The organism is Sandaracinus amylolyticus (assembly GCF_021631985.1).
Classification (GTDB): domain Bacteria; phylum Myxococcota_A; class Polyangia; order Polyangiales; family Sandaracinaceae; genus Sandaracinus; species Sandaracinus amylolyticus_A.
Genome location: NZ_CP070225.1, coordinates 9,572,013 through 9,584,583 on the forward strand (window position 1 = coordinate 9,572,013; position 12,571 = coordinate 9,584,583).

Below are 12,571 nucleotides of genomic sequence, written 5' to 3' on the forward strand. Positions count from 1 at the left end.
GACGATGAACGACCAGAACAAGAAGACCCTGCGGCAGTTCCAGTGCCGGGACTACCTCTGGGAGATCTTCGAGCAGATGAGCGGCGAGCTCGAGTGCTCCGTCGACTATCTGATCAACGAGGCCATGCGGCAGTACGCGCGCTCGCGGAACTACGGCGCGCGCACCGGTCCGACGCCCGATCCCACCGGCCAGCGCGCCCGCCCCGAGCCGACCGCGCAGCAGGGCCGACAGCGCGTCCCGAGCCAGCCCGCGATTCCCTCGGCGCCGCCGCCCCCGCCCGCGCGCGCGTCGTATCCGCAGCCCGGCGCGCCCTCGTACGGGCAGCCCTCGCCCGCGCCGATCCAGGGCTCGGGCCCCGGTGGATATCCGCCGCCCCCCGGTCGCTCGTCGCCCGGTGGGTATCCCGCGCCGCCCGCCCAGCAGCCGCCCGCTGCGTACGGTGGCGCGGGCTACGGTGCCCCGGCGCCCCAGGCGTACGGGGCGCCGCCGATGCAGCCGCAGTCGCAGGCCGGCTACGGCGGAGCGCCCTACGGGGGCGCACCGGCGCCGGGTTATCCCGCGCAGCCGCCCTCGTATCCCGCGGCATCGTCGCCCGGCGGCTATCCCGCGCCGCCCGGGTACGGCGCGCCCCCGCCGCGGCCTGCCGCGCCCGCTGCACCGTCGTCGTATCCGCCGCCGCCCCAGACCACGCGTCCGCCTGCGTACGGCGCGGGTGGGGGCGCGCCCGCGCCCTCGTCGTACGGCGCGCCGCCTCCGCTCCCGAGCGCAGCGCCGCCGCTGCCCGGCGCGGGAGGAGGCACGCATCCCGCGGGCATGCCGACGCTCTTCGTGATCTTCAACGGGCAGAAGTTCCCGGTGAACAAGGAAGAGTTCATCATCGGCCGCGGCACGAAGACCGCTGATCTCGCGATCAAGGACGGCAACATCTCGCGTCGTCACGCGGCCGTGATCTTCCAGAACGGCGGCTTCTACATGAAGGATCTCGGCAGCACGAACGGCGTCGAGTTCCAGGGCCGCCGCGTGGACGGAAAGCGCATCGAAGAGGGCGACGTCTACCAGCTCTGCGACTACGAGCTGCGCTTCACGTACCGCTGAGCTTCCTGGAGGGGTCTTGGAAGACCCCTCCCCCCGACTTCGTCGGGGCCCCCCTCCCCGAACGCTGCGCGCGGGGCCCCAGCCCCGCTTGCTCTTCGTCGCTGCCGTTCCCGAGAGCTGCGCGGGCTTGCCGTTGCTCGCTGCGGTGGGTGCCCGAGGGCTGCGCGGGCTTGCCCTTGCTCGCTGTGGTGGGTGCCCGAGGGGCTGCACGCGCGTGCTCTTGGTCGCTGCGGTGGGTGCCCGAGGGCTGCGCGGGCTTGCTCTTGGTCGCTGCGGTGCCCGAGGGCTGCGCGCGCTTGCTCTTGGTCGCTGCGTGTGGTCGCGCGGGAGCGGGGCGTGGTGTCGCCTCGACAGAAGTGCGAGACACGGCGCGACGCGTCCGCGACGGGGCACGCGCGCTGCAGCGACCGCGGCGATGGCCTCTCGCATCGAAGACTACGCGTTCATCGGCGACATGAAGGGCTCGGCCCTCGTCTCGCGCAATGCCGACATCGACTGGCTCTGCGTGCCGCGCTTCGACTCCGAGGCGTGCCTCGCCGCGCTGCTGGGTCGCGACGAGCACGGGCGCTGGGCGATGCGCCCGACGACGCGCGTGCGCGAGACGCGGCAGCGTTATCGCGGCGACACGCTGGTGCTGGAGACCGAGCTCGAGTGCGACGAGGGCGTGGTCCGCATCGTCGACTTCATGACGCCCACGCTCGATCGCAACGACGTGATCCGGATCGTCGAGGGCGTGAGTGGCGCCGTGACACTCGAGATGGTGCTCGATGTGCGATTCGGCTACGGCGCGAACCTGCCCTGGATCCGCTGTTACGACGGGCTCGTCACACTCGTCGCGGGGCCCGACTCGATGCACCTGCGCGCATCGGTGCCCCTCACCGCCGGGCGCTCCCGCGTGTCCTCGACGTTCACGATCCGCGCAGGCGAGCAGGCGTCGTTCGTCGCGACGTGGACCGCATCGGATCGTGCGGCGCCTCAGCCGCTCGACGTCCCTCGCGCGCTCGAGGACACGGAGCGCTTCTGGCTCGAGTGGGCGAGTCGCTGCACCTATCGAGGCAAGTGGCGCGACGCAGTACTGCGCTCGCTGCTCACCCTGAAGGCGCTCACGTACGCACCGACCGGCGGCATCGTCGCGGCCCCGACGACCTCGCTCCCCGAGGAGATCGGTGGAGTGCGCAACTGGGACTATCGATTCTGCTGGTTGCGCGACGCGACTCTGACGCTCGATGCGCTGATGATCGGCGGCTACTCCGACGAAGCGCGCGCGTGGCGCGACTGGATCGCGCGCACGGTGCTCGGAGATCCGTCGCGCCTGCAGATCATGTACGGGCTCGCGGGCGAGCGGAGATTGACCGAATTCGAGCTCGACTGGCTCCCTGGATACGAGGAGTCGCGACCGGTGCGAGTCGGCAATGGCGCATGGAGCCAATTCCAGCTCGACGTCTACGGCGAGACGATCAGCTGTCTGTACCAGGCGCGCCGCGCGGGCCTGCCGCCGCTCGAAGAAGCGTGGGAGATCGCGCGCGAGGTCTTCGAGCGCGTCGAGCACATCTGGCAGCGACCCGACGAAGGCATCTGGGAAGTGCGCGGCGGTGGTCTGCGCCACTTCACGCACTCGAAGGTGATGGCGTGGGTCGCGATCGATCGCTCGATCCGACTCGTCGAGGAGTACGGCGTCGGTGGCGATCCGTTGCAGAGCGAGCTGCCCCACCTGCGCGCGCTGCGCGAGCGCATCCACGAGGACGTGTGCACGCGCGCGTGGAACCAGGGCATCGGCGCGTTCGCGCAGTCGTACGGCTCGGACGCGCTCGACGCGAGCGTGCTGATCATCCCGCACGTCGGGTTCCTGCCCGCCGACGATCCGCGCATGCTCTCGACGGTCCGCGCGATCGAGAAGCGACTGCTGCGCGGCGGGTTCGTGCAGCGCTACTCGACCGGCCTCGGGCTCGACGGATTGCCCGGCGACGAGAGCCCGTTCCTCGCGTGCAGCTTCTGGCTCGCCGACAACTACGCGTACCAGGGGCGCATCGACGACGCCGAGAAGCTCTTCGAGCGCCTGCTCGCGCTCCAGAATCACGTCGGTCTGCTCTCGGAGGAGTACGATCCGATCGCGGGGCGGCAGATCGGGAACTTCCCCCAGGCGTTCTCGCACCTCGCGCTCATCTTCTCCGCGAACGCGATCGAGATCTGCCGCGCGAAGAAGACGCGCCCCCGCGCCGAGGCCCAGCCCGCACATCCCTGAGCGGACCGGGTCCGAGATGTGCTGTCACGCGATCGCGTGACCGGCCCCCTCGACCCGCGTTGCCACGAGCTCGCGCGCGTCCTGCGCGAGGAGAAGCAGGTGATCCTCGACACCTGGGTCGAGCGCGTGCGCGCCGACCCGCGGGTGCCGCGCGCGAGCACGCTCCCCGACGACGAGCTGCTCGATCACGCACCGATGCTGCTCGACGAGGTCGCGCGCGCGCTCGAGGGGCACGATGCACCGCAAGAGCGTCACGCTGCGGCCTCGGAGCACGGTGCCCAGCGCGCGGGCCACGGCTACGACATCCCCGCCGTCGTGCGCGAGATCGCGGTGCTGCGCGACATCGTGGTCGAGCGGCTCGTGCCGCACCAGACGCTCTTCGACGGCGCCCCGGGCCGCACGTTCCACGGCGTGTTCGACGACGCGATCGCCGCCTCGGTCGAGCGCATGGAGAACGTCGTGCGCGCGGCGATCGAGCTCCAGCGCGACGACGCCGAGCAGGCCAAGCGACGCGCCGAGCGCTCCGATGCCGAGAAGGATCTCTTCGTCGCAGTGATCGCGCACGAGATCCGGACGCCGCTGCAGGCGGTGCTGGGCTGGGTCGCGCTCGCGCGAGAGCGGGTGCGGGGCGACGACCTCCTGGCGCGCGCGATCGACACGATCGATCGCAACGTCGGGCTGCAGCGCCGGCTCGTCGAGGACCTGCTGGATCTCGCGCGGGTGCGCAGCGGGAAGCTCTCGCTCGATCTGCAGCGCGTCGAGCTCGCGCACCTCCTCGCGGCCGCCGTCGAGTCGGCGCGGCCGTTCGCGGCGAGCAAGGACGTCGAGCTCGCGCTGGAGCACGCCGCGCCGGCGTACGTGGACGGCGATCGCGAGCGCTTGCTGCAGGTGCTCTCGAACCTGCTCACGAACGCGATGAAGTTCACGTCGCGAGGAGGGCACGTGATCGTGCGCGTGCGCCCCGCCGAAGATCACGTGCGCGTGGAGGTGAGCGACGACGGCGCGGGCATCGCGCCGGAGATCCGCGCGTCGGTGTTCGATCCGTTCCGCCAGGGCGACCCGCTCGCGGGGAGCCGCAGCGGCGGGCTCGGCCTCGGGCTCGCGATCGTGCGCGAGGTGGTCGAGGCACATCGGGGCCGCGTCGGCGTGGAGAGCGAGGGCGTCGGCAAGGGCGCGACGTTCTGGTTCGAGCTGCCGCGCGCGCAGCCGTGAGCTCAAGCGGGAGCGGGCGCGCCGAGCTCGCGCCGGCGGCGCATCAGCGCGAGATAGAGCGACTGCACGACGAAGGCCGTGACGACGTAGGGCACGAGCACCTCGAGCGGGCGGCCCGACGGGAACGCGACCGACGCGATGAGCAGCGCGAGCCCGGGGTTGCGGAACGAGGCCTCGAGCGCGAGCGTGACGCGATCCTCGCGGCGAGGGCCTCCGAGCAGGTGCCCGATCGCGAGCGCGCCCGCGACGAAGAGCGCCATCGCGACGTACGAGGTCGGGTCCATCGCGAACATCGACCCCGACGACGCGACGAGGATCAGCACGACGGCGGCCGCGAGCGCGAGCTTCGCGATCGCCCCGAGCGGGCTCGCGAGCCGCGCGAGGAGGGGCGCGCGGCGCGCCGCGACGATCCCGAGCACCATCGGCGCGAGCAGCGCCGTCGCGAGCTGGCCCGCGACCTGGCTCGGGCCGACCGACGCGCGGAACCCGAGGATCGCACCGAGGGTCGCGAGCACGAGCGGCGTCGTGAACACCGCGAGCGAGCCCAGCGTCAGGTGCATCACGGTCGCGAACGACGCGTCGGCATCGCGCTCGCCCGCGATCCGCTGCAGCGCGAGCGGCGCCACCGGCGACGCGGCCATGATCGCGATGCCGACGTGCACGCGAGGGCTCGTGGGGACGATCGTGAGCACGACCAGCGCGAGCAGCGGGACCAGCACGATCACCGCGAGCGCCGCGCGCGACATCAGCCAGGGTCGATCCGCGCTCGCCGCACGTCGATCGTCGACGCGCATCGAGAGCCCGTGCGCGAACATCAGCGCGGGCAGCGCGACCGCGATGATCGCCCGGATCGCGTCGGCCATCCGCGCCCGACCTCAGTCGTCCTGGCCGCGCAGCGTCGCGTACTCGATCTGCTCGCCGGTCGAGATCTCGCAGTCGCCCATCCCACCCGACGCCGGGCCGTCCTCGGGGCGCGCGAGCACGAACGCGCAGCGCATCCGCTCCTCGCCGGGGCCCTCCAGCTGCGCGATCACGCGGCCCGAGTACGTCCGGACGAAGCCCGGATAGTCGTAGTACATCAGCGGGTAGCCGTAGCCGCCGTACCAGGCGTGTCCCCACGTGGTCCAGTACGGCGAGACGTCCGAGGTCAGCGTGCTCGACGTGATCTGCAGGAACGTGCCGCGGAACACGCGACCGTCGGGCAGCGTCGCGCTGATGTCGCCGCGCGTCGCGTCGGGCTCGGCGATCCACGCGAACTCGACGTCGCCCTCGCGCTGCTTGCCGACGGTCTGGAGCTCGCCGCGCCCGCTGCCGCTCGTCGCGCACGCGCCGAGCGCGAGCACGGAGACGACGAGCGCTGCTGCGCCGTACCGGTGGATCGATCGTTCGCGTCGCATCGTCGTCCTCGTGCGTAGGGCCGTGCACCGACCAAGAAGCAGGCGACGTGCCTCGTGGCGATCGTGAGCTGCGCCCGTCGCGCGATGCCGTCGAGCGCGAGCGGCGGGCACGGTGCCGCGTGTCGACGTGCACGATCGATTACCTCCCGCGGCGCGATCCGACCGGTCGCGAAGAAGCCGCGTCGCAGCGCCCCGGATGGGAGGCGAGGCCGATCTCCCCGCGCTCGGCGGTGCTCGCGGCGAGGTACCTCGAATCGCTCGACGCCGAGCACGTGATCGCGAGCGATCACGTGGCGCGCGAGAGCTGGCGTGAGCCGTGCTCGACCCGCTCTCGCCAGGGAGGTCGACGGATGCGGAAGGCGTGGACCAACGCGGTCGTGACGGGGTCGCTCGGCGTCGCGCTCTGCGCGGGATGCGGCGCCGAGACGCCTCCGCGCCCGCCGGCGCCGATCGTCAGCCACGGTGGAGAGCGCGCGGAGGGGACGCCGCCCGCGCTCATCGAGATCGCCGAGTCGTCGCTCGTCGATCTGCCGACCGCGCCCGGCCCCTCGACCGCGCCGACGCCGAGCGCCGTCGCGACCCCTTCGACCGTGGTCGAAGGCGAGCCGCCGGCGCCGGTCGCGCTCGAGTGCCCGAGCGACGTGGCGGGGCTCGAGGCGCGCGCGATCTCCACCGCGCGCGGCGCCGCGCTCGTGCTGCGCACGACGGAGACCGATCAGGTCGACGAGCTCCGGCGACGCGTGCGCGCGCTGGCGAGCGCGCTCGACGAAGAGCGCCGCGAGAGCGAGGCCGCGCCCGCGATGCCGCGCTTCGCGGCGGACGGAGCGATGCACCAGACGCGCGAGGTGCGCCTGCAGGACGTCGCGCGCGGCGTGCGCATGGAGCTCTTCCCTCGCGACGGCGAGCCGGCCGCGCGACGCGAGCTGCGCGACGAGCTGCGCGAGGACGCGCGCGTGCTGGCCGAAGGCCGCTGTCCGCTGCGCTTCCAGTCGACGTGACGCGAGGAGAGGGAGACATGCAGCGCGAGCGATCGAACGAAGGTGCACGTTGGCTGGCCGCGTGGATCGTGGTCGCGGCGTGCGTGATGGCGTCGGGTGCGAGCGCGCAGGTCGCCGAGGGCGGCCTCGTCTACGTGCAGGACGACGACGGGGCCCTCGTGCTCTATCGCCGGATCGACGCGCCACGAGAAGGCGACGGGCGCGCGCGCTTCGTGCGCGTGACCCAGGAGCCCACCGGCCCGGAGGCGCAGTCGATCCCGGTCGTGCCGCGCAGCGCGGTGCTCACCGAGGTCGGCACCGAGACGCCGGAGGTCGACGTCTTCGAGTCCCCGACGACGCCCGAGGGCGTCGAGCTCGCCTCCCACGCACGGCAGCCCGCCGACGCCCCGATGTACATCGAGCAGCCCGCCGCGGAGCTCGCGCGCTTCCGCCTCGGCGCCTCGGTGATCGGCGGCGGGATGCTCGGTGACCTCGATGGCTGGCTCGTCGGCGGGAACCTCCGCGTCGGCACCCAGCTCGGTCCGTGGTTCGCGTTCTACTACGCGCCGACGTTCCTCTACGCGGGGCTGAGCGACTCCGACGGCGCGTTCGTGTTCTGGAGCTCGTTCGTCGGCGAGGTGACGTTCTGGGACCTCGTGTCGGTCGGCGTCGGGCCCTCCGTCGACATCTACGACGACTGCAACCCGCGGGTGCGCGGGAACGCTGCGTGCTCGCGCGTCGACGAGGCGTTCTTCGGCCTCCACGGGCGCGTGGCGGTGAACCTCGGCGCGGGCGGGCCCGGCGAGCGCGGCGCAGTGAGCGTCTCGTTCGAGGTGCACCCGACCTGGTTCGGCAACGACCTCTCGGCCGTCGCGATGCTCGGCGGCGTCGGCGCCGAGCTGTACTGAGACCTCGTCGTCACCCGAGCAGGCCGCGAAGCCGCTTCAGGATCTCGGCGATCGGGAGCTGCTGCATGTACACCGCGACCATCGGCAGCGCGGCGCATGCGGCGAGCAGGATCATCGTCGTGCGCCGGACCGGCAGTCGCGTCGTGTCGATCGTGTTCTGGAAGCTCGACGACATGTCGATGTGGGTCGAGGGCTCGGGCCCGTCGAGCGCGAACGGCGTCGCGCTCGGCGCGGCGATGTGCGTCGCGACGTAGCGCCTCGAGAGATCGGCGGCGGCGGCGCCGTAGTCGTCGTGACGCTTGCGCCGCGCGCGCTCGAGCGGCCACGCGAACGCGAGCATCGGCCCGATCGCGACGAGCGGCGCGGCGATGCAGAAGGTCGCGATCGACGGAGTGAGCGCGTCGACCGATCCCCCGGTGCGCCGCAACTGCGTGATCAGGCTCGCCGCGAGCGTGCACGAGAGCGCGAGCACCACCCATCCCAGCGACTCGTGCGCGTCGGACAGGAAGCGCAGGCCCGCCATGCGATCGGGGTGCGTCGCCTCGAGCCGCAGCGGCACCCGGGCGATCCGGACGAGCAGCACGAACCAGAGCCCGAGGTGCCAGAGCCAGCGGCCCACGAGGAAGCGATAGATCGGCAGCGCGACGCAGAGGTCCCACGCGCCGGCGAACGAGAGCGTCGCGTTGGGCGCGCGCACCGGCTCCATCCACCGCTCGAAGTCGCCCTTCGCGACGTCGTCGGCCGCGAGCGCCGCGACCAGCACCACCAGCACGACGTCGGGCCACGTCGCGCGACGCAGGCGCCCCACCGACTCGATCGCCGCGTGGAAGCCGGGGCGCCGCTCCGCGGGGACGAGCCCGGCGCGCTCGAGGTGGTCGAGCGCCTCGCCGAAGCGCCGCTCGATCGCGCGCGCTCCCATCATCAGCAGCGGCACGGACACGAGCAGGCGCGTGTGGACGAGCACGTCGCGCGCGAACGAGCCCGTTCCACCGAAGAACGTGCCCTCGACGTACGACGCGATGGCCATCGGTGCCCACGCGACGAGCGCGATCACCACGCATCGCTCGAGCACGCGGCGCCGCGGCCCGGCCCGCGGATCGAGCGCATCGAGCACGCGGTCGAAGGGACCGCCCGAGAAGAGCGCCTGTTGCATGCGCGAGGCCGAAGCGCGTGCCGTGCCGGCACACGCGAGTGGCACGCGCGCTGCGAGAGCACGCCACGGAGCGCCGATGATCGAGCCGCGTCGAGCACGTCCAGGAGGTGTCGTCATGCGAGTCGATCGTTGCGTGCTGGTCTCGCTCTGCCTCGCCTTGCTGGGCGGGGTGGGGCGCGCCGCGGCACAGGACGACGAAGGCTTCTGGGTGCGACCGCGCGCCGGCGGCTCGCTCGTCCTCGGCGGCACGCTCGGCGAGCCCGAGGGCTGGCTCGCGGGCGGCAACGTGCGCGTCGGCGCGCAGCTCGGCGAGTACTTCGCGACGTACTACCAGGCCACGATGATGTACGCGGCGCTCGCGGGTGGCACCGAGATCGACGATCCCGACGACGACGGCGACTCGGACAACGCGTTCGTCATGTGGAACGTGTTCCTGTTCGAGGCGACGGTGCTCGACGCGCTCTCGTTCGCGGTGGGGCCCTCGGCCGATCTCTACGAAGACTGCGAGGGGAGCGTGCAGGCGACGCGCGGCTGCGCGCGCGACTCGGTGTACTTCGGCATGCACGGGCGCGTGTCGGTCGGCTTCGGCGCGCACGATCGCGGCCGGCGTCAGGCCCTGACGCTCTCGTTCGAAGCGCACCCGACGTGGTTCGACGAGGACCACATGACGGTCTCGATGCTCGGCGGCATCGGCTTCGACCTCTATTGAGGCCGGCCCTTGTAAGTCGACAGGCCGAAGTCGCCGAAGGGCTCGTCGCGCTCTCGCACCGCCTGCTTGAACCCCACCTCGGCGGCGCGCTGCTGGAACGCGTAGCCCTCCTCGGTGTGGCGCGTGAGCCCGTCGAAGACCGTCCCGACGAGCTGCGTGGTGTGGAGCCCCTGCGCCATCAGCGTCTGATTGAGCAGCAGCTTCATCATGACGAGCTGGTTGATCGGCATCTTCGCGATCCGCGCGAGCAGGATCTCGAACCGCTCGTCGAGCCGATCCGGCGGTGCCGACTCGATCGCGAGGCCCCACTCGTGCGCTTCCTTTCCGGAGAGACAATCACCGGTGAAGAGGAGGCGCTTCGCCTTCTCGATGCCGAGGCGGTGCACCCAGATCGACGTCGTGGGAGAGCCCCAGACGCGCGCCGGCGGATATCCGATCTTCGCGTCGTCGGCGATCACCAGCAGATCGGAGCACAGCGCCATGTCGGTGCCGCCCGCGACGCAGAAGCCGTGCACCTTGCACACGACCGGCTTCTCGCCGTGGAAGAGGCTCATGAAGCCGCGGACGTTGCGGCTCATCATCGCGTAGTCGACCATCGGATCCCACGCGCTGTTCGGCACGTGGTTCTGCATCTGCACCGCGGGATCGAGCGGTGAGCCCGGGAGACGCGAGGGGTCGTCACTCCCGAGGGTGCTCCGCTCACTCGTTCGCGGACTGATCGCCGCGAACTGCTCGGCGCTCTCGACGAGGTCGTAGCCGCCGCAGAACCCGGAGCCGTTGCCCGAGAGCGCGATGACGTGCACCGCCGGATCGAGGTTCGCGCGCTCCACGCACGCCGCGAGCTCGCGCGGCATGTCCATCGTGATGCCGTTGCCGCGCTTCGGGCGGTTCAACGTGATGCGCGCGATTCGCCCGGTGACCTCGAAGGTCATGGTCTTCAGCGTGTCCACGACAGCCTCCTTACGATCGATTGCAGATGTTGCGATGGTCCGTCATGTTACGGATCTCTGCAAGAGTTGATGTGTGCGTGTATTGACGCCTCCGAACCCGCGTGACCTCATCCTGAAGCTGCTCCTCGGGGCGGAGGGCGCGTCGTTCTCCGCGCGCGATGCAGTCGCGGCGTGCGCGCTCTTCGGCATCCGCGAGAACAACGCGCGGGTCGCGCTGGTGCGGCTCTCGGCGACCGGGATGATCGAGGGCACCGGGCGCGGCGCGTACCGCATCGGGCCGAGCTCTTCGGATCTCGCCGAGGAGGTCCGGGCCTGGCGCACCGCCGAGTCTCGCGTCCGGAAATGGAGCGGCGCGTGGCTGGTCGTGCACTCGGCCGCGCTCCTGCGGAGCGATCGCGCCGCGTGGAGGCGATGTGATCGCGCGCTGCGGATGCTCGGATTCCGCGAGCTCGAGAAGGACCTCTTCGTGCGCCCCGACAACCTGGCGGGCGGCGTGAAGTCGGTCCGGGCGCGGCTGCGCAAGCTCGGGCTCGCCGCCGACGCGCCGGTGTTCTCGGCCGACGAATTCGACGACGAGCTCGATGCACGGGCGCGCTCGCTCTGGAACGCCGATGCGCTCACCGAGTCGTACGCGCGGACGCGCCGCGAGCTCGAGCGCTGGCTCCATCGCATGCACACGCTCGATCCCGAGGTCGCGGCGCGCGAGTCGTTCCTCCTCGGCAGCGACGCGATCCGACAGCTCGTGTTCGATCCGCTGCTGCCCGACCCGCTGGTCGACGTGGACGAGCGGCGCGCGTTCGTCGACGTGGTGCTGCGCTTCGACGAGGCCGGACACGCGATCTGGCAGACCGTGCTCGGCGCATCGCCCAAGGAGATCCCATGACGACGATCGACTCCGCGACTCCGTCCGAGATGCCGGCGAACACGATCAAGACCGTCGGGCGCATCTTCACGCGCGACGAGATCCGGATGTTGAACGAGTGTTCCAATACGATGGGGCTGCTCGCGGTGGGCTCGACCTGGGCGGTGATCGCCCTGACCTTCGCGGTGCTCGCGTGGGCCAGCACGCAGCCTGCGTGGATCGCGATCCCGACGTTCGCGCTCGGCCTCGTCGTGCTCGGCGGGCGTCACCTCGCGCTCGCGATCCTGCACCACGACGCCGCACACCAATCGCTCTTCCGCTCGCGCTGGCTGAACGACTTCGTCGGTGACTGGCTCTGTGCGCGCCCGGTCTGGAACGACCTCGCGAAGTACCGCGCGCATCACTTCGTGCATCACCGCAAGACGAGCCAGCCCGAGGATCCCGATCTCTCGCTGATCGAGCCGTTCCCCACGACTCGCGCCTCGTTGATGCGCAAGCTCGCGCGCGATCTGGTCGGGCTCACCGGCCTCAAGTACCTGCTCGGCCGCGTGCTGATGGACGCGGGCGTCGTGCGGTGGACCGTCGCGAGCGACGTGGTCTGGCTGCCGCGCGAGGGCCGTCGCTGGTGGAGCTATCCGCTCGAGTTCGTGAAGAACGCCTGGGGGATGATGCTCACCAACGCGCTGCTCCTCGCCGCGTCCTGGGCGAGCGGGCACGCGTTGCTCTACGCGGTCTGGGTGCTCGCGTACCTCACGCCGTATCCGCTCTTCCTGCGCATCCGCTCGCTGGCCGAGCACGCGTGCACCGAGCGGAGCACCGACATGTTCGCGAACACCCGCACCACGCGCGCCGGCTGGCTCGCGCGGATGACGGTCGCGCCGATCCGCGTGAACTACCACCTCGAGCACCACGTGCTGCCGGGCGTGCCGTTCTTCCGGCTGCCGCTCTTGCATCGCATGCTGCGCGAGCGGCGCGTGGTCGCCGACCCGCCGGGCTATCTCGACGTGCTCCGGATCGTGTCGTCGGGCGCGCCGCGCGATGCGAGCACGGCGCGCCCCTGATCGA

12 protein-coding genes are annotated in these 12,571 nt (G+C 71.6%); 8 read left to right on the forward strand and 4 right to left on the reverse strand.

The features are described from left to right. The first annotated feature begins 4 nt into the window (after positions 1 to 4). The 3 genes from I5071_RS40755 (at position 5) to I5071_RS40765 (ending at position 4,550) form a co-directional block, all read left to right on the forward strand. Positions 5 to 1,096, forward strand: a complete 1,092-nt coding sequence (locus I5071_RS40755; protein WP_236518797.1) for an FHA domain-containing protein — start codon at positions 5 to 7, stop codon at positions 1,094 to 1,096. A 415-nt stretch (positions 1,097 to 1,511) separates the two neighbouring features. After that, positions 1,512 to 3,338: a glycoside hydrolase family 15 protein gene (locus tag I5071_RS40760; RefSeq protein WP_236518798.1), complete on the forward strand. Its 1,827-nt coding sequence runs from the start codon at positions 1,512 to 1,514 to the stop codon at positions 3,336 to 3,338. 36 nt (positions 3,339 to 3,374) lie between these two features. Next, positions 3,375 to 4,550, forward strand: coding sequence for a sensor histidine kinase (locus tag I5071_RS40765; RefSeq protein WP_236518799.1), 1,176 nt, complete (start codon positions 3,375 to 3,377; stop codon positions 4,548 to 4,550). 2 nt (positions 4,551 to 4,552) lie between these two features. Here I5071_RS40765 and I5071_RS40770 read toward each other — a convergent pair whose 3' ends face one another. Then, a complete protein-coding gene (locus I5071_RS40770) occupies positions 4,553 to 5,413 on the reverse strand; it encodes a bile acid:sodium symporter family protein (RefSeq protein WP_236518800.1) in 861 nt (286 codons plus the stop codon). 12 nt (positions 5,414 to 5,425) lie between these two features. Next, positions 5,426 to 5,947 carry a hypothetical protein gene (locus I5071_RS40775; protein WP_236518801.1) on the reverse strand — a complete coding sequence of 174 codons (522 nt, stop codon included), beginning with the start codon at positions 5,945 to 5,947 and terminating at the stop codon, positions 5,426 to 5,428. 350 nt (positions 5,948 to 6,297) lie between these two features. On the opposite strand from I5071_RS40775, the gene I5071_RS40780 reads away from it, so the two are divergent. Beyond that, on the forward strand, positions 6,298 to 6,945 hold the full coding sequence (locus I5071_RS40780) for a hypothetical protein (protein ID WP_236518802.1): 648 nt from the start codon (positions 6,298 to 6,300) through the stop codon (positions 6,943 to 6,945). A 17-nt stretch (positions 6,946 to 6,962) separates the two neighbouring features. Further along, complete coding sequence (locus I5071_RS40785; protein WP_236518803.1) at positions 6,963 to 7,832, forward strand: hypothetical protein; 870 nt, start codon at positions 6,963 to 6,965, stop codon at positions 7,830 to 7,832. Positions 7,833 to 7,842: 10 nt separating this feature from the next. Here the strand turns inward: I5071_RS40785 and I5071_RS40790 are convergent, their stop codons facing one another. Then, positions 7,843 to 8,985: a hypothetical protein gene (locus I5071_RS40790; protein ID WP_236518804.1), complete on the reverse strand. Its 1,143-nt coding sequence runs from the start codon at positions 8,983 to 8,985 to the stop codon at positions 7,843 to 7,845. A gap of 115 nt (positions 8,986 to 9,100) precedes the next feature. Here I5071_RS40790 and I5071_RS40795 point away from each other — a divergent pair, with 115 nt between their 5' ends. After that, the gene (locus I5071_RS40795) at positions 9,101 to 9,694 is read left to right on the forward strand and encodes a hypothetical protein (RefSeq protein ID WP_236518805.1); all 594 of its coding nucleotides are present in this window, start codon (positions 9,101 to 9,103) and stop codon (positions 9,692 to 9,694) included. Here the strand turns inward: I5071_RS40795 and I5071_RS40800 are convergent. Next, positions 9,688 to 10,626 carry a crotonase/enoyl-CoA hydratase family protein gene (locus I5071_RS40800; protein WP_419249690.1) on the reverse strand — a complete coding sequence of 313 codons (939 nt, stop codon included), beginning with the start codon at positions 10,624 to 10,626 and terminating at the stop codon, positions 9,688 to 9,690. The genes I5071_RS40795 and I5071_RS40800 overlap by 7 nt on opposite strands. Positions 10,627 to 10,726: 100 nt before the next feature. Here I5071_RS40800 and I5071_RS40805 point away from each other — a divergent pair, with 100 nt between their 5' ends. Beyond that, positions 10,727 to 11,527, forward strand: coding sequence for a PaaX family transcriptional regulator C-terminal domain-containing protein (locus tag I5071_RS40805; RefSeq protein WP_419249691.1), 801 nt, complete (start codon positions 10,727 to 10,729; stop codon positions 11,525 to 11,527). A 29-nt stretch (positions 11,528 to 11,556) separates the two neighbouring features. Beyond that, positions 11,557 to 12,567, forward strand: a complete 1,011-nt coding sequence (locus I5071_RS40810) for a fatty acid desaturase family protein (RefSeq protein ID WP_419249692.1) — start codon at positions 11,557 to 11,559, stop codon at positions 12,565 to 12,567. Positions 12,568 to 12,571 lie beyond the last annotated feature (4 nt).

Bases quoted from the DNA above. Each gene is read 5' to 3' on its own strand.
- I5071_RS40755 (WP_236518797.1), top strand. From the start codon at position 5: ATGAACGACCAGAACAAGAAGACCCTGCGGCAGTTCCAGTGCCGGGAC.
- I5071_RS40760 (WP_236518798.1), top strand. From the start codon at position 1,512: ATGGCCTCTCGCATCGAAGACTACGCGTTCATCGGCGACATGAAGGGC.
- I5071_RS40770 (WP_236518800.1), bottom strand. From the start codon at position 5,413: ATGGCCGACGCGATCCGGGCGATCATCGCGGTCGCGCTGCCCGCGCTG.
- I5071_RS40775 (WP_236518801.1), bottom strand. From the start codon at position 5,947: ATGCGACGCGAACGATCGATCCACCGGTACGGCGCAGCAGCGCTCGTC.
- I5071_RS40780 (WP_236518802.1), top strand. From the start codon at position 6,298: ATGCGGAAGGCGTGGACCAACGCGGTCGTGACGGGGTCGCTCGGCGTC.
- I5071_RS40785 (WP_236518803.1), top strand. From the start codon at position 6,963: ATGCAGCGCGAGCGATCGAACGAAGGTGCACGTTGGCTGGCCGCGTGG.
- I5071_RS40790 (WP_236518804.1), bottom strand. From the start codon at position 8,985: ATGCAACAGGCGCTCTTCTCGGGCGGTCCCTTCGACCGCGTGCTCGAT.
- I5071_RS40795 (WP_236518805.1), top strand. From the start codon at position 9,101: ATGCGAGTCGATCGTTGCGTGCTGGTCTCGCTCTGCCTCGCCTTGCTG.
- I5071_RS40800 (WP_419249690.1), bottom strand. From the start codon at position 10,626: ATGACCTTCGAGGTCACCGGGCGAATCGCGCGCATCACGTTGAACCGC.
- I5071_RS40810 (WP_419249692.1), top strand. From the start codon at position 11,557: ATGCCGGCGAACACGATCAAGACCGTCGGGCGCATCTTCACGCGCGAC.